The sequence below is a fragment of the Labrys okinawensis genome (assembly GCF_002982075.1).
GTDB lineage: Bacteria > Pseudomonadota > Alphaproteobacteria > Rhizobiales > Labraceae > Labrys > Labrys okinawensis_A.
In genome coordinates this window covers 32487-51046 of record NZ_PUEJ01000009.1, presented here as the reverse complement: position 1 = coordinate 51046, position 18560 = coordinate 32487, and the positions used below count along the sequence as shown (strand labels likewise).

Annotated in this window: 17 protein-coding genes; 7 read left to right on the top strand and 10 right to left on the bottom strand. The window is 64.2% G+C overall.

Annotated features, from left to right (window positions below; translation table 11 throughout):
* Positions 1–157 precede the first annotated feature (157 nt).
* Positions 158–1051, bottom strand: coding sequence for a polyphosphate kinase 2 (gene ppk2 / locus C5L14_RS22225; RefSeq protein WP_105864272.1), 894 nt, complete (start codon positions 1049–1051; stop codon positions 158–160).
* Between the two features lie 201 nt (positions 1052–1252).
* Here ppk2 and C5L14_RS22220 point away from each other — a divergent pair, with 201 nt between their 5' ends.
* The 7 genes from C5L14_RS22220 to phoB all read left to right on the top strand — a co-directional run bounded on the left by C5L14_RS22220 (position 1253) and on the right by phoB (position 8207).
* Positions 1253–2572: an ATP-binding protein gene (locus C5L14_RS22220; RefSeq protein ID WP_245443499.1), complete on the top strand. Its 1320-nt coding sequence runs from the start codon at positions 1253–1255 to the stop codon at positions 2570–2572.
* A 361-nt stretch (positions 2573–2933) separates the two neighbouring features.
* A complete protein-coding gene (gene pstS, locus C5L14_RS22215; protein ID WP_105864271.1) occupies positions 2934–3977 on the top strand; it encodes a phosphate ABC transporter substrate-binding protein PstS in 1044 nt (347 codons plus the stop codon).
* Positions 3978–4055: 78 nt separating this feature from the next.
* Positions 4056–5060: a phosphate ABC transporter permease subunit PstC gene (pstC, locus tag C5L14_RS22210; protein WP_105864270.1), complete on the top strand. Its 1005-nt coding sequence runs from the start codon at positions 4056–4058 to the stop codon at positions 5058–5060.
* Positions 5061–5071: 11 nt separating this feature from the next.
* Complete coding sequence (pstA, locus tag C5L14_RS22205) at positions 5072–5914, top strand: phosphate ABC transporter permease PstA (RefSeq protein ID WP_105864269.1); 843 nt, start codon at positions 5072–5074, stop codon at positions 5912–5914.
* Positions 5911–6738 carry a phosphate ABC transporter ATP-binding protein PstB gene (gene pstB / locus C5L14_RS22200; RefSeq protein WP_210203282.1) on the top strand — a complete coding sequence of 276 codons (828 nt, stop codon included), beginning with the start codon at positions 5911–5913 and terminating at the stop codon, positions 6736–6738. The genes pstA and pstB overlap by 4 nt, the downstream gene beginning before the upstream one ends.
* 34 nt (positions 6739–6772) lie before the next feature.
* A complete protein-coding gene (phoU, locus tag C5L14_RS22195) occupies positions 6773–7492 on the top strand; it encodes a phosphate signaling complex protein PhoU (RefSeq protein ID WP_105864267.1) in 720 nt (239 codons plus the stop codon).
* Positions 7493–7505: 13 nt separating this feature from the next.
* Positions 7506–8207 carry a phosphate regulon transcriptional regulator PhoB gene (gene phoB / locus C5L14_RS22190; RefSeq protein WP_068299173.1) on the top strand — a complete coding sequence of 234 codons (702 nt, stop codon included), beginning with the start codon at positions 7506–7508 and terminating at the stop codon, positions 8205–8207.
* A 244-nt stretch (positions 8208–8451) separates the two neighbouring features.
* Here the strand turns inward: phoB and C5L14_RS22185 are convergent, their stop codons facing one another.
* From C5L14_RS22185 to C5L14_RS22145, 9 genes are all read right to left on the bottom strand, one after another.
* Positions 8452–9693 carry an RNA polymerase sigma factor gene (locus C5L14_RS22185; protein ID WP_245443498.1) on the bottom strand — a complete coding sequence of 414 codons (1242 nt, stop codon included), beginning with the start codon at positions 9691–9693 and terminating at the stop codon, positions 8452–8454.
* 17 nt (positions 9694–9710) lie between these two features.
* Complete coding sequence (locus tag C5L14_RS22180) at positions 9711–10067, bottom strand: YciI family protein (RefSeq protein ID WP_105864265.1); 357 nt, start codon at positions 10065–10067, stop codon at positions 9711–9713.
* An 85-nt stretch (positions 10068–10152) separates the two neighbouring features.
* The gene (locus C5L14_RS22175; RefSeq protein WP_105864264.1) at positions 10153–11103 is read right to left on the bottom strand and encodes an aldo/keto reductase; all 951 of its coding nucleotides are present in this window, start codon (positions 11101–11103) and stop codon (positions 10153–10155) included.
* Between the two features lie 81 nt (positions 11104–11184).
* Positions 11185–11631 carry an RrF2 family transcriptional regulator gene (locus C5L14_RS22170; protein ID WP_105864263.1) on the bottom strand — a complete coding sequence of 149 codons (447 nt, stop codon included), beginning with the start codon at positions 11629–11631 and terminating at the stop codon, positions 11185–11187.
* Between the two features lie 110 nt (positions 11632–11741).
* Entirely contained in the window at positions 11742–12059 is a 318-nt protein-coding gene (locus C5L14_RS22165) for an RNA-binding S4 domain-containing protein (RefSeq protein WP_105864262.1), read from the bottom strand.
* An 81-nt stretch (positions 12060–12140) separates the two neighbouring features.
* Entirely contained in the window at positions 12141–15638 is a 3498-nt protein-coding gene (locus tag C5L14_RS22160) for a helicase-related protein (protein WP_105864462.1), read from the bottom strand.
* A 935-nt stretch (positions 15639–16573) separates the two neighbouring features.
* The gene (locus tag C5L14_RS22155) at positions 16574–16921 is read right to left on the bottom strand and encodes a hypothetical protein (RefSeq protein WP_105864261.1); all 348 of its coding nucleotides are present in this window, start codon (positions 16919–16921) and stop codon (positions 16574–16576) included.
* A 250-nt stretch (positions 16922–17171) separates the two neighbouring features.
* Positions 17172–17627, bottom strand: a complete 456-nt coding sequence (locus C5L14_RS22150) for a cyclic nucleotide-binding domain-containing protein (RefSeq protein WP_245443497.1) — start codon at positions 17625–17627, stop codon at positions 17172–17174.
* A 69-nt stretch (positions 17628–17696) separates the two neighbouring features.
* Positions 17697–18383 carry a response regulator transcription factor gene (locus C5L14_RS22145; RefSeq protein ID WP_105864259.1) on the bottom strand — a complete coding sequence of 229 codons (687 nt, stop codon included), beginning with the start codon at positions 18381–18383 and terminating at the stop codon, positions 17697–17699.
* Positions 18384–18560 lie beyond the last annotated feature (177 nt).

Below are 18560 nucleotides of genomic sequence, written 5' to 3'. Positions count from 1 at the left end.
CGCAGGCTGCAATGACGCAGGAGAGCTGAAGCTCGGCATGCTCCCGCTGCGCGCACCTATAGCGTTTTGCGATTAGCCGGAGTCACCTAGAATCTCAAAGACGTGCCAGAACAATGAGTTGGAGCAAATAAGCGTTCACGCTTGAACGCGCTTTGCTCTAGATTTCCCCGCCATTGGCGAGGAAATGCTCGGCACTCAGAACGATCTTGCCGTCCTGCCCGCCCACGAGCTTCTCGTCCTTGTCGGGATAAGGCAGATTCGCCAGCACGGCGCGGATCACGGCCAGGCGGGTGCGCAGCTTGTCATTGGCCTTGATGATGGTCCAGGGCGTATCGACCGTATCGGTCGCCGCCAGCATGCGGTCATAGGCCTCCGAATAGGCATCCCATTTGCCCACCGCCTTGTGGTCGATCGGCGAAAGCTTCCACTGCTTGAGCGGGTCTGTATAGCGCGCATGCAGGCGCTTGAGCTGCATGGCTTGGCCGATGGTGAGGAAGAGCTTGAACAGGCGGATGCCGTCGCGCACCAGCATCGCCTCGAATTGCGGCGCCTCATGCAGGAATTTGTCGGTCTGTTCCGGCGTGCAGAACCCCATGACCGGCTCGACGCCACCGCGATTATACCAGGAGCGGTCGAAGATCACGATTTCGCCCTTGGTCGGCAATTGGCTGACATAGCGCTGGAAATACCACTGTCCCTGCTCGGTGGGAGTCGGTTTCGACAGCGCGACCACACGCGCGTCGCGCGGGCTCAGATGCTGGGTGAAGCGATGGATGGCACCGCCCTTTCCCGCGGCGTCTCGCCCTTCGAACACCACCACCACACGCTCGCCCTGCTCCTTGACCCAGGTCTGCGCCTTGAGGAGCTCGATCTGCAGAGCGTGCAGATCCCGCTCATAGAGCTTGGATTTCAGCTTCTCCTTATGCGGATAGTTGCCCGACCGGAAGGCGGCTTCGTCGATCTCCGGAGGCAGGTCGGGCTCATCGAGGCGAAACCCGGCAATCGCCTTCCTGAGCGCCTCGTCAGCCTGCTTGCCGGCCTTCTTTGTCATGGAACCCCTCCAAATCCGAACGATCGTCGTGAAACTGTCATCGCTCTGTCTACATTGCCAGCATGAACGAATTCCACAATGCCTAGAGCAAAAGCGCGTTCCGCTAGAAACACCCTTTTGCTCCAGCTCTCTGGTTGGACGCGTTTTTGCGATTTGAGATCAATCTCGCGGATCGCAAGACGCTTTGAATGGAAAGCCGCAATGTCGATGGTGATGGAACGCTCCCGGCTCTTGACGAAATTGGCATGGAGCGGTGTAGCTGGTCCTGTGGGCTCGAACCGAAACATCCTGAACCGCATCTGGGGCCGCCGCTGGCTGGTGCTCTCGATCGCCTTCCTGCTGGCCGCCCTCGTGCTGTGGGACGGCGCCAATCCCTGGCACGGGCTGCTCATCTTCGCCATGATCGTCGCCGCGACGGGCGCCATTCCCTCGACCGGCGGACATGACGGCAGCATAAGGCCCGCTCCTCCCGAAAGCAGCGGCAAGCCTTCCTTCGACGACCTGGTGATGGCCATTCCCGATCCGGTCATCGTGCTCGATTCGGAGCTTGCGGTTCGTTATTTCAACCGCCGCGCCCGCGACATCGTGCCGAATCTGCGCATCTCCGAGGCTCTGACCTACGCCCTGCGGGTGCCGGAACTGGTCGATGCCATCCGCTCGGCCCTGGACACCGGGGCCAGCCGGCAGATCGAATATTCCGAACGCGTGCCGATCGACCGCGTCGTCGAGGCGCAGATCTCCACCATTGCCGGCGAGAACGGACGCACGGCCTTCGTGGTGATCGTGCTGCGCGACGTCACGCAGCGCCACCGGGTCGAGCAGATGCGGGTCGATTTCGTCGCCAATGCCAGCCATGAACTGCGGACACCCCTCGCCTCCCTGCTCGGCTTCGTCGAAACCCTGCAGGGGCCCGCACGCAACGACGTCGCCGCGCGCGAGAAATTTCTCGACATCATGCGCTCCCAGGCCAATCGCATGTCCCGGCTGATCGACGATCTGTTGTCGCTCTCGCGCATCGAGCTCAATGCCCATGTCCAGCCCGACAAGCCCGTTGAGCTCGGCGCCGTGGTCGGCCATGTCGCCGACACGCTCGGTCCCCTCGCCCAGGATCGCGGCGTCGCGCTCAGCATCGACAAGCGCGTTCCGACGCTGGAGGTGCGCGGCGAGCGGGACGAACTGATCCGGGTCTTCGAGAATCTGGTGGAAAACGCCATCAAATACGGCGCGTCCGGCGGCAAGGTCGAGGTCACCCTGGATTCGCTGCCCAAGCCCCAGGGCAAGGGCCGCGAGGCGGTGGTGACGGTGCGCGATTACGGCCCGGGCATCGAAGCCGAACATGTGCCGCGCCTGACCGAGCGCTTCTACCGGGTGGACACCGCCAAGTCCCGCGAGAAGGGCGGCACCGGCCTCGGGCTCGCCATCGTCAAGCACATCGTGGCGCGCCACCGCGGCCGCCTCGGCATCGAGAGCGTACCGGGCGAAAGCACGGTCTTTTCGGTCAAGATCGACCAGATCGACTGACAGGCATTTTCAGCGCCTTGCGATTCCGTCAGGCGCCCGTCGCCAAATCTTTGATTTGATGCCGAAAATCGCCGGGCGCTCCGGCAAGGCCGGTCGGTATTCTCGCGCCTGGTATGACGAATAAGGTCGCGGCCGCCGTCATGAGGTCTCGACGGTTTTTAACAATCGCCTCGCACGCCTGGGCGAGTCCGTTGACAAGATCCAATCAACTCATTGAATGATAATGGTTTTATTTGTCATAAAACGATAGCCTAACTGTCATAGAACCGTTGCTGCCGGCTTGTTAGGAGTCGCGCCGTAGACAGGGTTGCCGACCGGTAAACGGTCGTAGCGCCTGTCCAGAGAACAACGGAGATAGACCGTGAAGCTTTCCTTCCTCGCGCTCGCCGCTTCGGTAGCCCTGTCCGGCACGATCGCCGCGACCGCCGCCTTCGCCGCCGACATCACCGGCGCCGGCGCCACCTTCCCCGCCCCGGTCTACAACGCCTGGGGCAGCGATTTCAAAGCCAAGACCGGCACCGCCCTGAACTATCAGGCGATCGGCTCGGGCGGCGGCCAGACCCAGATCACCAACCGCACCGTCGACTTCGGCGCTTCGGATGCCCCGATGGCTACCGACAAGCTCGCCGCCGCCAAGCTGCTGCAGTTCCCCACCGTGATCGGCGCCGTCGTTCCGATCGTCAACCTCGAGGGCGTCAAGGCCGACGAACTCACCCTGACCGGCGAGATCATCGCCGAGATCTATCAGGGCAAGATCACCAAGTGGAACGATCCGAAGATCGCCGAGCTCAACAAGGATGTGAAGCTTCCCGACCTCGACATCGCCCCGGTCTATCGCGCCGACGGTTCGGGCACCACCTTCGTGTTCACCTCCTACCTCTCGGCCGTGAGCGAAGAGTGGAAGGGCAATATCGGCGCCGCCACCTCGGTGCAGTGGTCCGCCGGTTCGGGCGCCAAGGGCAATGACGGCGTTGCCGGCGCGGTGAAGAACACCCAGGGCGCCATCGGCTATGTCGAATATGTCTATGCCGCCAACAACGCGCTGACCACGACCAAGCTCAAGAACAAGGACGGCAAGGCCGTCAAGCCGTCGGTGGAAGCGTTCCAGGCCGCCGCCTCCAAGGCCGATTGGAAGGGCGCCAAGGATTTCGCGGTCTCCATGGTGAATGTCGGCGGCGAGACTTCCTGGCCGATCGTCTCGACCACCTTCATCCTGCTGCCCAAGGATCCCAAGGATGCCAAGCAGTCGGCCGAGGTCATGAAGTTCTTCGACTGGGCCTACAAGGACGGTGCCGCCACGGCTGAAAAGCTGCACTACATCCCGCTGCCCAAGGAGGTGATCGACACCGTTCGCACCGCCTGGAAGAGCGAAGTGAAGGCTGACGGCAAGGCCGTCTACGAATAAGCCGATCCGGCCCGGCATTGCCTCGACCGTGCAATGCCGGGCCGTTCCTTTGACCGTATCACAGGCCGGAAACTCGCTATGAGCGCCATCGCCGACACTTCGCTGGACCCCTCGGCCTCGCAGGCAAAGGTCGCGCAAGGGTCGCCCTCGCCGGGCGCCAAGACCGTGCCGGGCGCCAATCTGGATCCCATCTTCAAGGCCGCGCTCTATGGCTGCGGCGCGTTGGTGCTGATCCTGCTCTGCTCGATCGTCGTGCTGCTCTTCTATGGCGGCTGGCCTGCGCTCGCCCATTTCGGCCCCAGCTTCTACTGGTCCGCGGCCTGGAATCCCGTTACCGAAAAGTTCGGCGCGGCCGTGATGATCTACGGCACGCTGTTCACCGGTTTTCTCGCCCTGCTCATAGCCTTGCCGATGTCGTTCGGCATCGCCTTCTTCCTGACCGAGATCGCGCCGCAGAGCGTGCGCCGGCCGATCGGCATCGCCATCCAGCTCCTGGCCGCCGTGCCCTCGATCATCTTCGGCATGTGGGGCTCGCTGATCGTGGCGCCGATCCTGGCGAGCACGATCTACCCGCCGATCATTTCGGTGCTCTCCCACGTGCCGGTGCTCGGCTATCTCTTCAAGGGGCCGACCAATGGCGCAGGCATGCTCACCGCCGGCATCATCCTCGCCCTGATGATCATCCCCTTCATCACCGCGATGTTCGTCGAAATCCTCGAATCCGTGCCCGCCATGCTGAAGGAATCGGCCTACGGCGTCGGCGCCACCACCTATGAGGTCTTCCGCAACGTCTCGGTGCCCTATGGCCGCACGGCTCTGGTCGGCGCCGTCATGCTCGGCTTCGGACGCGCCCTTGGCGAGACCATGGCGGTGACCTTCGTGATCGGCAACGCCAACCGCATATCGGCGTCGCTGTTCTCCTCCGGCGCCACCATCGCTTCCACCATCGCCAACGAATTTCCGGACGCCCCCGCCGGCTCCCTGCGCAGCCAGTCGCTGCTGGAGCTGGGCTTCGTGCTCTTCGTGATTTCCTTCATCGTGCTTGCGATCTCCCGCATGCTCGTGCGCACCAACGCCAAGTAAGGGAGAATATCATGGCCAATGTCGTCCATAGCAGCTCCCGCCTCGCCCGCCGCCGCACCGTCGACTATCTCTACAAGGCCGTTTCCACCGGCTTTGCCGCGGTCTCCCTGCTGGCGCTCGCCTGGATCCTCTACACGCTGCTGCGCGAGGGTCTGCCGTCGCTGACGCTCGACCTCTTCACCAAGGACATGGCCGATGGCGGCCTGCGCAACGCCATCGTCGGCTCGCTCACCATGGTGCTGCTGGCGCTGCTCCTTGGCGCCCCGATCGGCATCATGGCCGGGACCTTCCTCGCCGAAGCCGGCCGTGGCAGCAAGTTCGCCGACGCAGTGCGCTTCATCAACGACATCCTGCTCTCTGCGCCATCGATCCTGATCGGCCTGTTCGTCTATCAGATGATCGTGGTGACGACCGGCGGCTTTTCCGGCTGGGCCGGCGTGGTCGCCCTCGCCATCATCGTGCTGCCGGTGGTGGTCCGCACCACCGAGGACATGCTGGCCCTGGTGCCGATCAGCCTGCGTGAGGCCGCGTTCGCATTGGGATCGCCCATGTGGAAGGTCATCATGTTCGTGACCTGGCGCTCGGCCCGCACCGGCATCGTCACCGGCATCCTGCTGGCGCTGGCCCGCGCCGCCGGCGAGACGGCACCGCTGCTGCTCACCGCCTTCGGCAATTCCAACTGGTCGCTCGACCTCGGCAAGGCTTTCGCCAGCTTGCCGGCCGCCATCTACCAGCTCGCGCCCTATCCCGATCCCAAGGCCGTCTCGGTAGCCTGGAGCGGCGCCCTCCTCATCACCGCCGGCGTGTTGGCGCTCAACATCCTGACCCGCTTCGTGCTCGCTCCCAAGAAATGAGTGCTCCCATGTCCGCTACCCCCCAAGCCTCCATCGCGGTTGCCGAACGCCCCCTCGTCGATCCGGCTGCGGCCGTGAAGCTCAAGGTCGAAAACCTCGACTTCTACTATGGCGAGAAGCATGCCCTCAAAGGCATCAATCTCGACATGATGGACCGCCATGTCACCGCCATGATCGGGCCCTCCGGCTGCGGCAAGTCCACCCTGCTGCGCGTGCTCAACCGCATGTACGACCTCTATCCGGGGCAGACCGCCAAGGGGCGCGTGCTGCTCGACGGCCAGAACGTCATCGGCAAGGAGATCGATCCGGCGGTGCTGCGCGCACGCATCGGCATGGTGTTCCAGAAACCCACGCCCTTCCCGATGTCGATCTATGACAACATCGCCTTCGGCGTGCGCCTGCATGAGTCGATCTCCAAGGCGGAGATGGACCAGCGCGTCGAATGGTGCCTCACCAAGGCCGCCTTGTGGAACGAAGTGAAGGATCGCCTGCACGCTTCGGCGCTCGGCATGTCCGGCGGCCAGCAGCAGCGCCTGTGCATCGCCCGCACCATCGCGGTGAAACCCGAAGTCGTGCTGCTGGACGAACCGACCTCCGCTCTCGATCCGATCTCGACCGCCAAGATCGAGGAACTGATCGACGAATTGAAGCGGGACTTCACCATCGTCATCGTCACGCACAATATGCAGCAGGCGGCGCGTTGCGCGGATGTCACGGCCTTCTTCTATCTGGGCGACCTCATCGAGGTCGGCCAGACCAACAAGATGTTCACCACCCCGAACGACAGCCGTACGCAGGACTACATCACCGGCCGCTTTGGCTGATCCCCGGCCAGCGTCGAATTCATTTGGAGGCGGCATGTCCGACCATATCGTTACATCCTTCGATCAGGAACTGCGCGAACTGCGCAACATGATCGCCGAAATGGGTGGCTATGCCGAAAAGAGCGTAGCCGACAGCGTCGAGGCCCTGCTCAAGCGCGATACCCAGCGCGCCAAGGCGGTGATCGAACTCGACGCCGCGATCGACAAGCTGCAGCGCCAGGTCGAGGACCGCGCCATCCTGGTGATCGCCAAGCGCCAGCCACTGGCGCTCGACCTGCGCGAGATCGTCTCGGCCCTGCGCGTGGCCAACGACCTCGAGCGTATCGGCGACCTCGGCAAGAACGTCGCCAAGCGCGTGGTGGCGATCCATGGCCATATCCAGCCGACGCAGCTCTTCGGCGGTTTCGATCACATGGCCGATCTGGTACTCGAGCAGCTCAAGCAGGTGCTCGATGCCTTCGCCCAGCGCAATGTCGACGAGGCCCTCTCCGTCTGGCGTTCCGATGGCGAGATCGACGCGATGTACACCTCGCTGTTCCGCGAATTGCTGACCTATATGATGGAAGATCCGCGCAATATCGGCTTTTGCACCCATCTTCTGTTCTGCGCCAAGAACATCGAGCGCATCGGCGACCACGCCACCAACATCGCCGAGACGGTCCATTATCTCGTGACCGGTGAATCGCCGGCCGGCGAGCGGCCCAAGGCGGACAACAGCACCGATCTCGTCGACCTTCCTGTGCCGGCTAAATAACAAGGGATAGGCCATGCCTCCCAAAGTTCTGATCGTCGAGGACGAAGAAGCGCTGACCCTGCTGCTGCGCTACAATCTCGAAGCCGAAGGCTATGAGGTGGATAGCGTCGCACGCGGGGACGATGCCGAAATCCGCCTACGCGAAAGTGTGCCGGACCTGGTTCTGTTGGACTGGATGCTGCCGGGCCTGTCCGGTATCGAGCTGTGCCGCCGCATCCGCATGCGGCCGGAGACGGAACGCCTGCCCGTGATCATGCTCACGGCGCGCGGCGAGGAAACCGAACGCGTGCGCGGCCTCGCCACCGGCGCGGACGACTATGTCGTCAAGCCCTTCTCCGTGCCCGAGCTCTCGGCCCGCGTGCGCGCCTTGCTGCGCCGGGCCAAGCCCGACCATGTCGCCTCCCTGCTCAAGGCGGGCGACATCTCGCTCGACCGCGAGACCAAGCGTGTCCATCGCGGCAATCGCGAGATCCGCCTCGGCCCAACCGAATTCCGCCTGCTCGAATTCCTGATGCAGGCGCCGGGCCGGGTGTTCGCGCGCGAACAGCTGCTCGACAGCGTCTGGGGACGGGACGTCTATATCGACGAGCGCACGGTCGACGTGCATGTCGGGCGTCTGCGCAAGGCGATGAACCGCACCCGCGAGATCGATCCGATCCGCACCGTGCGCGGCGCCGGCTATTCCTTCGACGAGACCTTTGCCAAGCAGTCCTGAGGGCGGTTTGCGGGGCATTGCCCACTCGCTTCGTTTCGCAAAGCCTGCGCGACGTAGAGAGTAATAGCAGTACGCTTTGAATTCGACTCATCGAACGTCATTGCGAGCGAAGCGAAGCAATCCTGGAGCCCCGAACTCCAGGCCTGCGAGTTGCTGGATTGCTTCGCTCGCAATGACGGGCCGGGATTTCGCGATTTGGTGTAAGGGTGAGCCTCAGTATCCGGCCTGCTCCCCCGCTCCGCGATCACGCCCCCAGATCCGCCTGCCGCCGCTGCAGATAGCGTCGGATGGCGGGGTCGCTCTCCAGGCCGATCGCCCGCGAATAGGCGTCGCGGGCTTCCTCCGGACGCGCCGCGCGCACCAGCAGGTCCGCCCGCGCCGCCCAATAGGGCTGGTAGTCGGCGATACGCCGGTCGCGAACGACCTCATCGAGCGCGGCAAGGCCTGCCTCCGGCCCCTCCAGACGTGCCAGGGCCACGGCATGGTTGATCGCGGCGACCGGCGAGGCCGTCAGCAGCACGAGCGCCTCGTAGAGGGTCGCGATCGCCGCCCAGTCGGTGGTTGCACAGATGCGCCGATGCGCATGAGCCGACTGCAGCGCTGCTTCAAGCTGATAACGCCCGATCCGCCCGGATCGGCCGGCCTCGGCCAGCAGGGCTTCCGCCTCCTCGATGAGAACGCCATTCCACAGCGACGTATCCTGCTGCTCAAGCGGGATATAGTCGCCCGACCTGCCGCGGCGGGCCTCCCGGCGCGCCTCGGCATGCAGCATCAGGGAAAGCAGGCCGAGCACCTCCGGCTCGTCCGGCAGGAGCGAGACCAGCAGCCGGCCGAGCCAGATGCCTTCCCCCGACAGATTGCGCTCGCGAGCCTGGGAGCCCTCCGGATCGGCCCAGCCCTCGGCATAGACGGCGTAGACGGCTTCCAGCACCGCATCGAGACGGCCGGGCAACTCCTCGGGCTCGGGAATGCTGAAGGGAATGCCGGCCTGCTTGATCTTGAGCTTGGCGCGCACCAGCCGCTGGCTCATGGCCGCCGGCGAGACCAGGAAGGCGCTGGCGATGGCCCCGGCATCGAATCCCAATGTCGCCTGCAGGATCAGCGGCGCGCGCACGGACACATCGAGCGCCGGATGGGCGCAGGCGAACATCAGGCGCAGGCGCTCATCGGGGATGGCATGCCGCTCGCCCTGCCCCAAGGCGAGGGTTTCGATATGGTGGGTAACCTCGTCCGCCTTCTCGCCGCGCAACTTGGCGCGGCGGGCGGCGTCGATCTGTCTGCGGCGAGCCGTCGTCAGCAGCCAGGCCTCGGGGTTGGCGGGCACTCCGCCCGCCGGCCAATGCTCCAGGGCTGCCGCAAAGGCGTCGGCCAGGGCGTCCTCCGCGCCCGCAATGTCGCCGGAACGCGCCGCCAGAAGAGCGACGAGCCGGCCATAGCTGCGTCGCGCGACGGTTTCTGCAAGCGCGGCGGCGGGCGCTGAGGACACCAGCCGGGCCGTCCGGCTCAGTAGTCTTTCGGATCCCATATCGGCCGGACCTCGATGGTGCCGACGGCAGCACTCGGGCACCGCGCCGCCCAGCCGATCGCCGCATCCAGATCCGCCACATCGATGAGGTAGAAACCGCCCAGCTGTTCCCTGGTATCGGCATAGGGGCCGTTCAGCACCTGGGTCTTGCCATCCGCGATCCGCACCGAGGTGGCCGCCGCCGTCGGGCGCAGGCGATTCCAGCCCAGCAGGATCCCGGCCGATTGCAGGGCCTGCGTATAGGACTGATAGGCTGCCAGCATCGCCTGCTTGCTGGCGGGCTCCACCTTCTGCATGGCCTCTTCGGAACTGTAGATCAGAATAGCGAACTGCATGGTTCTCTCCTATGTCCGCCGGCGCATTATGCGCCGGCTCGACAATGACGCGTCATACCGTTCGCTTTCGACATCGCAGCTAAAATTATGCGCTCGCCTTGGTGAGCTGCTCGATCTCGGCCGATCCGAGATTGAGCTCGGTCGCCTTGACCAGGTCGGAAAGCTGCTCGACGCTGGTGGCGCTAGCGATCGGGGCAACGATACCGGGCCTTGCGATCAGCCAGGCGATGGCGACCTGCGCGGGCGTGGCGTTCTTGGCCGCGGCCACGGCATCCAGGGCAGCGAGGATGCGCAGCCCGCGCTCATTGAGGTAGTTGCTCATGTCGCCGCCGCGTGCATTGCTCTTGGCGAAATCGGCTTCACTGCGATATTTGCCGGAAAGAAAGCCCTTGGCCAATGAGAAATAGCTGGTCACGCCGATCTCGTTCTTGAGGCAGAACGCCTCGAGCTCGCTCTCATAGCCGGAACGATCATAGAGATTGTATTGCGTCTGCAGATTCTCGAAGCGCGGCCACATCTCCTTGGTGCTGATCGCCAGCGCCTTGAACATGGTGTTGACGCCATGGTTGGAATTGCCGATCACGCGCACCTTGCCGGCCTTGACCAGCTCGGCATAGGTGCCGAGTGTTTCCTCGAGCTCGACCTCCGGATCCTCCCAATGGGAGAGATAGAGATCGATATAGTCGGTCTGCAGCCGGCGCAGCGAATCCTCCACCGCCTGGACGATATAGGCACGCGACAGGCCCTTCTTGCCGGGGCCCATTTCCGAGCCGACCTTGGTCGTGAGCACGATGTCGGCGCGATTGCCGCGAGCCTTCATCCATTTGCCGATGATGGTTTCGGACTCGCCCCCCTGATTGCCGGGAACCCAGGCCGAATAGACATCGGCGGTGTCGATCAGGTTGAAGCCAGCCCCGACGAAAGCATCGAGGACGGCGAAGGAGGCTTTCTCATCCGCGCTCCAGCCGAAGACATTGCCACCAAGGCCAAGCGGAGCAACCGACAGATCCGACCGTCCAATCGCACGTTTTTCCATGAATGCTCTCCATATCCATGACAATAAATGAACCCGCCCGGCACGTAAGCCTGCCGGTTCGGGCCCAAAGCCGCAGGGAGCTCAAATCGAATAGGTCAGCTCTTGTTCCCTGCCGCCTGCCTGACGCATCTCCTCCACCGACATGTTATCGAGCAGGTTGGAAGAGAGGTCCCGCACGCGCCGCATCAAAAGGCGTACGGTGCAACCTGGAACATCCGGGCAGTCGAGGCAAGGCTGATAAGCGGTATGGCTGGCACAAGCGATCGGCGCCAGCGGCCCGTCTAGGACGCGGATGGCATTGCCGACGCTGATCTGGCTGGCTTCGCGCGCCAGCATATAGCCCCCGCCCTTGCCCTTCTTGGAGCGCACGATACCGGCCACGCGCAGCTCACCCAGGATCGCGTCGAGAAATTTTTTGGGAATGCGGTTGGCTTCCGCGATTTCCTGGCTTTGCGCCGTTTCGCCCGCCGGAAGGCTGGCGAGGTGCGCCAGCGCCTTGAGGCCATATTTTCCCTTGTTCGTCAGCATCGCCCTGTTCGCTCCACGCAGGACAAAAGTCCATCCTGTCTATCACGAATATAGGGATTATCGATCGAATGGGTAAGGGTTGCGGCGCGGCGCGTGAAAAGCACGAGCCCTCAGTCTTCATCCATGACAGCCTTCGGCCTGCCCGGCGGCTCGGGCGACAGGTCGTCATAGAGCGTCTGGGCTTCGCTGGCCGGGCCGCGCCGCTCGCCCAGGTCCATAACCCGATAGACCCGGACGGTGCGCTCCAGGGCAATTGTGAGGACATCGCCCACCTTGACCGCCTTGGCCGGGGTGTCGGTGCGCGTGCCGTTAAGGCGGACATGGCCGTCCGCCACCAATTTTGCTGCCAGAGAGCGCGTCTTCACCACGCGCGCATGCCAGAGCCATTTGTCGATCCGAAGACGATCCTGGCTTCCGGCCTGGCTCATAAGTCGACCCCTAGAGCAAAACGCGTTCAGACGCGTCTTTGCGATTCGTGGTGATTCCATCAAACCGCAAAACGCTATGGATCAGGTCTTGTCCGACTTGCCGCCCTGCATCTGCTCCTTGAGGGCGAGCAGCTTGGCGAAGGGCGAGTTCGGATCCGGCGCGCGATTGGAGTCGCGTCCTCCCTGCGGCTTGGAGTCGCTCGACCAGTTGCGCGGGCGGTCGCCGCCCCGCTCCTGCCGGTCGGGACGCGGACCGCGATCGGGGCGCGGGCCGCGATCGGGACGGGCATCAGCCCGAGGCCGCCCGCCTTCGCCGCCCGGCTTGCGCTCGCCGAAGCCCCTGTCCTCCCGCGGCCGGCCATTGCCGCGATCGTCGCGGCGCGGCCGCTCGAAGCGGTTGGGCCGCTCGCCCTGCCGGGCCTCCGCGCCTTCGGCGGGCGCTGCGCCTTCCGCCGGTGCCGGGCGGCCACGGCGGAAGCCGCCCCCTGCCTCCGGCTTGCGCTCGGCGCCCGGCTGACGGTTGCCCTGCTGGGAACGGCCGTGATGATGCGGGCGCTGATGCCGCTCGAAGCGCGCGGGGCGCCAGACCTCGATCTCCGGCACCTCCTCGACCACCGCCTCGGCAGCGGGTGTCTCGGAAGAGGCTTCGGCAGCGGTAGCAGCCTCGGCACCTTCGATGCTCTCGCTCACTTGCGCGGGCTCTTCAGAAGCCGCAGCCTCGGTTCCGGCCGTTTTCTCCGCCTGGGCTTCCGCGGACAGCGTTTCCGAAACCTCGGGTTCCGAGGCCAGTGCTTCCGCGGCCTGGGTTTCCGCGACCTGGGCTTCCGAGATCTGAGCTTCCGAGGGCTGGATTTCCTCCGCTGGCGCCTCATCGCCGGAGATGGCTTCCTGGGGCGATTCGCTCGTCACCTCTCCGGCAGCCTCGGCGACTTCCTGGAAGCTGTGCTCATGCGGCGGCGAACCGATAGCCTCCATCGCATCGATCTCGGCTGGCGTCGGGGCAGCGTCCTGGCTCGGTGCGGCGGCTTCCGCGCCCTCCGTCGCCTCGGATGCGGCAGCCTCGACGGGCGCGGCCGGCTCGGTCGGCGCCGGCAGCCGGATTTCCTGGGTGATCGCCGGGCCCTTGCGCTTGTCCGAGCGATAGCCCAGGCCCCGCAGGATCGAGGCGAAGTCCTCGCCCGAGCAGCCGACCAGCGAGGTCATCTGCACGGTGGCGACGAACCCATCGCCATCGGCCGTGCCGGCCGGCGGCTGTCCCACCGTGGTGCCGGGGCGATAGGCGATCGCCGGGCGAATGAGGTCGGCGAGACGCTCGAGAATATCGACGCGCACCGCCCGCTCCCCGCAGACGCGATAGCCGACCAGGCGATAGAGGCCCTTGTCGATGGTCTTGTCGGCCGGCATGGAGGTGCGGCCGGACGCCGCCAGATGCGGGATTTCGTCGAGCCCCTTCTGGTCGAGACCGCCATGGGTCAGGGCCCAGAGCTGGGCAGCGAGCGCACGGGGCGCCGGCTTCATCAGCATCGGCAGATAGATGTGATAGGCCCCGAAGCGCACGCCATGCTTGCGCAGCGAGGCGCGCTGGTTCTGGTCGAGCTGCTTGAGATCCTCCGCCACCTTGGAGCGGTCGAGCACGCCGAGCGCCTCGACGAGCTGGAAGGCGACGCCCTTGGCCAGTCCCTGCAGGTCCTCGGCCTTGTCGAGCAGCAGCAAGGGGCCGAGCAGGCGGGTGATGTGGTTGCCGATCCAGATGTCGAGCCGCGTCTGCACGGAATCGCGCGCCGGGCCGGTCAGCTGCTCGTCCGCCAGCAGGCGGATGCGCGGCGTCAGCGGCTTCTCACCGCCGATGAGCTTGGCCACCGGCTCGCCGATCCAGCGCACGGTGCCATCGGCCGCCAGGGCGAATTCGGTATCGGGCGCCTGCGCGAATTTCTGGGCGCGCGCCTCGATCTCGCCTGCCAGAGCCTTGGCCGCCGCGGCCCGCAAGGCGCGGCCGCTTTCACCGTCACCGGCACTCGGGTCGGGCGCGAACTGGAAACCCTGCAGCGTTCCGACATGCTGCCCTTCGACAATCACATCGCCGGTTTTGGTAATTTCAGTCTCAAGCATAGCGTTTTCTCTAAGGCGCCGCATCAGCACGCTGGTGCGACGGTCGACAAAGCGTTGGGCAAGCCGTTCATGCAATGCGTCGGAGAGCTTGTCCTCCACACTGCGTGTGACACCTTGCCAATGAGCGGGGTCTTTCAGCCAGTCAAGCCGATTTGCCGCAAAAGTCCAGGTTCGGATATGGGCGATACGCGTGGAGAGCGTATCGATATCGCCGTCGGTCCGATCCGACATGGCGACCTGACGGGCGAACCAGTCGTCCGGGACCTTACCCTCCCGCATCAAAAATCCATAGAGATTCGTGATGATGTCGGCATGGGAATGAGGGGAAATCTTGCGATAGTCCGGCAGCCCGGCCACTTCCCACAGGCGCGCCACGGCCTGCCCGCCCTCGGCGAGACGCCGGACCTCCTCGTCACGGGCGAGGATGGAGAGCGCCCGGATATCGTCGGCATCGGGAGCCCGGGTCAATCCCTGCTCCTCGGGTGTTGCCGACAGCGAGGCCTGCAGCGCCTCCAGCGAAGAGAAATTCAGGGCCGGATTGCGCCACTGCAGCACTTTCACGCTGTCGAAGCTGTGGCCTTCGATGGCTTCCACCAGTTCCGGCTCGAAAGGATCGCAGCGCCCGGTCGAGCCGAAAGTACCGTCGCGGACATGGCGCCCGGCGCGCCCGGCGATCTGGCCGAACTCGGCCGGCGTCAGGCGGCGGAACTGATAGCCGTCGAATTTGCGGTCGCCGGCGAAGGCGACATGATCGACGTCGAGATTGAGCCCCATGCCGATGGCGTCGGTGGCGACCAGGAAATCGACGTCGCCGTTCTGATACATCGCCACCTGCGCATTGCGGGTGCGCGGCGACAGCGCTCCCAGCACCACGGCGGCACCGCCACGCTGGCGGCGGATCAGTTCGGCGATGGCATAGACCTCGTCGGCCGAGAAAGCGACGATGGCGGTTCGCCTCGGCAGGCGGGTCAGCTTGCGGTCGCCGGCGAACAGGAGATGGGACAGGCGCGGCCGGGTCACGATATTGACGCCCGGGATCAGCTTCTCGACGATCGGTTTCATGGTGGCCGAGCCGAGCAGCAACGTCTCATGCGTGCCGCGGCGATTGAGCAGCCGGTCGGTGAAGACGTGTCCACGCTCGAGATCGGCGGCGATCTGGATCTCGTCGAGCGCCACGAACGGCACTTCCAGATCGCGCGGCATGGCCTCCACCGTCGCCACCCAGTAGCGAGCCTTGTCCGGCTTGATCTTTTCCTCGCCGGTGACGAGCGCCACGAACTCGGCCCCCACCCGCTCCACCAGCTTGTTGTAGACCTCGCGCGCCAGCAGGCGCAGAGGCAGGCCGATGATGCCGGCGCCATGGCCAAGCAGGCGCTCGATCGCCAGATAGGTCTTGCCGGTATTGGTAGGCCCCAGCACAGCTGTAACGCCGCGTGAGCGCACGGATGGAGGCAGGATGGGAGGCAGCATCAAGGTCGGCGGTCTTTCGGGCGTCATCTTGTGGAGCAAAGCGCGTTTGAGCGGCACCGCTTCAGCGCTCTAACTCCTTGTTTCGGCACGTCTTTGCGATTCGGCGCGGGCCCGCCAATCGCAAGACGCCTTTGGGACAGCCGGAGCGCCCCGGATTCAGGATTCGCCAGACACCCAATGCCCCGCGACGTCAAGGAAATACGCGCTTTGCGCGCATTTCCTGCATTCTGGTACCAGACGCATCTGGTTCTGTCTCGCCATGAAACGCAAATATGGGCGTGAATGGACGAAAATTTAACCCCCCGAACGGGGCTCGAACGAAAGGCGCCCGAATCGCTGCCCGGGTCAAATTCGCACTCCGTTCGCCTGTCGTCGGAGGTGGGCCGCCATCGGCGTTGTGGTTCCGGCAGATTAAGCGTTAGCGGGCCAAAGCGGATGGAGGCGGGGGACGCGTTTCCCATTCTGGGCCAGGCTTTCGGCCTTGCACGGCAGGCCATTAACGTTTGGAACGCTGTTTGAACGAAGCGGGAGCGAATCACCGACCGTCCCGCCGCGCCGCGTTCCGCGATCTTCCGGCATCCCCCCTGCCGACCTGGCCAGCGTCGCACCGGCCATCTCGCCTCCGAGGAATGGGCCGCAGGCACCTCCTTCCGGCCGGAACGGGTTAATTCCCGAAATGGGCCGCCGTCCCTAGAGCAAAGCGCGTTCAAGCGTGAACGCTTATTTGCTCTAACTCATTGTTCTGACGCGTCTTTGCGATTCTAGGTGACCCCGTCTAATCGCAAAACGCTCTAGGTTTTCCGCAGCGCGGCTTAAGGCCTGGTACGCGCCTGGAACAAAGGGCGCCCGAATCACCGACATCGTCGGGCAGCAAAACGGGCCGGTCCTGAGACCGGCCCGCAAACCATGCGTCTTTCGGGTGGCGAAGCGCGCCCTTACCAGCGATGCCAGCGGCGATGACCCCAACCCCAGCCGCGATGATGATAGTAGCGGGGGCGGTAGTAGGGGCGATAATAAGGCCGATAATAATGCCGCCGGTAATAGGGACGGTAATAGGGCCGGTAGAAATAGCGGGGCCGCCAATAGTTGCGATAGCGTACGCAGCGTCCCCAGCGATTGGGGGTCCAGCCGCGCGGGCAACCCCAACGTATATCCTGCACCAAGCCGTCGGCCTTGGTCTGGCCGGCCGGCGCTATAGGCATGGCCGACGAAGTCTGGACCGTGGCGAAGAAGCCAATCGCAGCAAAGCAAGCTGCGAAGATCAACCCAATGGGCGTTCTCATCCCGCACTCTCCTTGAACGTCTTGCAATTCGTCGGAACCGCAAAGACGTGCCAAAAATACGAACTCGAGCAAAGAAGCGTTCTTGCCAAAACGCGCTTTGCTCCCGTCATTTCTGATCATGAAAAATTAGCAAGGAGGAGCTGAACCGTATCTGAACGGCGCAGACCTGCGTTTCAAAGCGGAACAACTGGGTTCGATTTACGACGGCACCTTAAGGAAGCGAACGGCACCTGAACGAAAGGCGAGCGAATCAGCCTTCCCGGCGATCGGGATCGGCGCCGATCCGGCGCAGGCGCTCCTTGACGCCGGCCAGATCGGCCGACATCTCCTGCACGCGCCGGCGAAGCTCGTCGGCAATGCGGGCCGCCGTCGCCGGATATTCCTCCAGCGTGCGCCTGAACATCTGGCGCGACACACGCAGCACCACGCTGGCCTCCCGCGCGATCGCGGTGGTCGGCCGGCGGGTTTCCGACAAGAGGGCCATCTCGCCGATCAGGGTACCGGGCCCGACAATGGCTGTGGCGACGTCATCGTCGATCAGGGTGATCGCGCCCGAAGCGACGACGAAGCCATATTCGGAGATGTCGTCCTTGCGAAACAGCGTGTCGCCGGCACGCAGCCGCCTCGTCTCGGACGAGAAGGCGAGCAGGCGCAAGGCATCGCGGTCCATGGCGCGGAACAGCGCCACCCGTTCGAGCAATGCCATGTCGTCTTCGAGTGCCACTGGCGACCTTGAATTCGAGAAGAATTGGAGTTCTGGTGGAAATGTGCCGGTTCAGGGTACGAGCTTGTAGCCGCCGCCTTCGGTGACCAGCAGTGCCGCGTTTGAGGGGTCCTTCTCGATCTTCTGGCGCAGGCGGTAGATATGGGTCTCCAGCGTATGGGTGGTCACGCCCGAATTATAGCCCCAGACTTCCTGCAGCAGCACGTCACGCTGCACGGCCTTCTGGCCGGACCGGTAGAGATAGCGCAGGATCGAGGTCTCCTTCTCGGTCAGGCGGACCTTGGAGCCCTTGTCGGTCAACAGGAGCTTGGAGGCGGGCTTGAACGTGAAGGGCCCGATATTGAACACGGCGTCCTCGCTCGTCTCGTGCTGGCGCAGATGGGCGCGCACGCGCGCCAGCAGAACGGCGAAGCGGAAGGGCTTGACGACATAGTCGTTCGCGCCGGCTTCGAGGCCGAGAATGGTATCGGCATCGGAATCATGGCCGGTGAGCATGATGATCGGCGACTTGAAACCGTTCTTGCGCAGAAGCTTGACGGCTTCGCGCCCATCCATGTCGGGCAGGCCGACATCCATGATTACCAGATCGAGATGGTCGGTCTTGGCGATCTGGACAGCACGGCTGGCGGATTCGGCCTGATCGATCTCGAATTCGTCATAGAGCGCCAGTTGCTCCGCCAGCGCCTGGCGCAGTTCATTATCATCGTCGACGATCAGAATTTTGCGGCTGCCGGACATGACATTCCCCAGAAGGCGAAAGCGATCGATCAGGAGAAATCTGCCTGGGCGCTCGGGGGGCGCGGCAGGAAACCCGGTATGCTTTCGCGCTTTGAATACCAAAGCAAGGCGCGCTTTGAGGAAACCGCCCTTGCTCCAGCTCTTTGTCTTGACGCGCCCTTGCGAATCTTGGTGGTT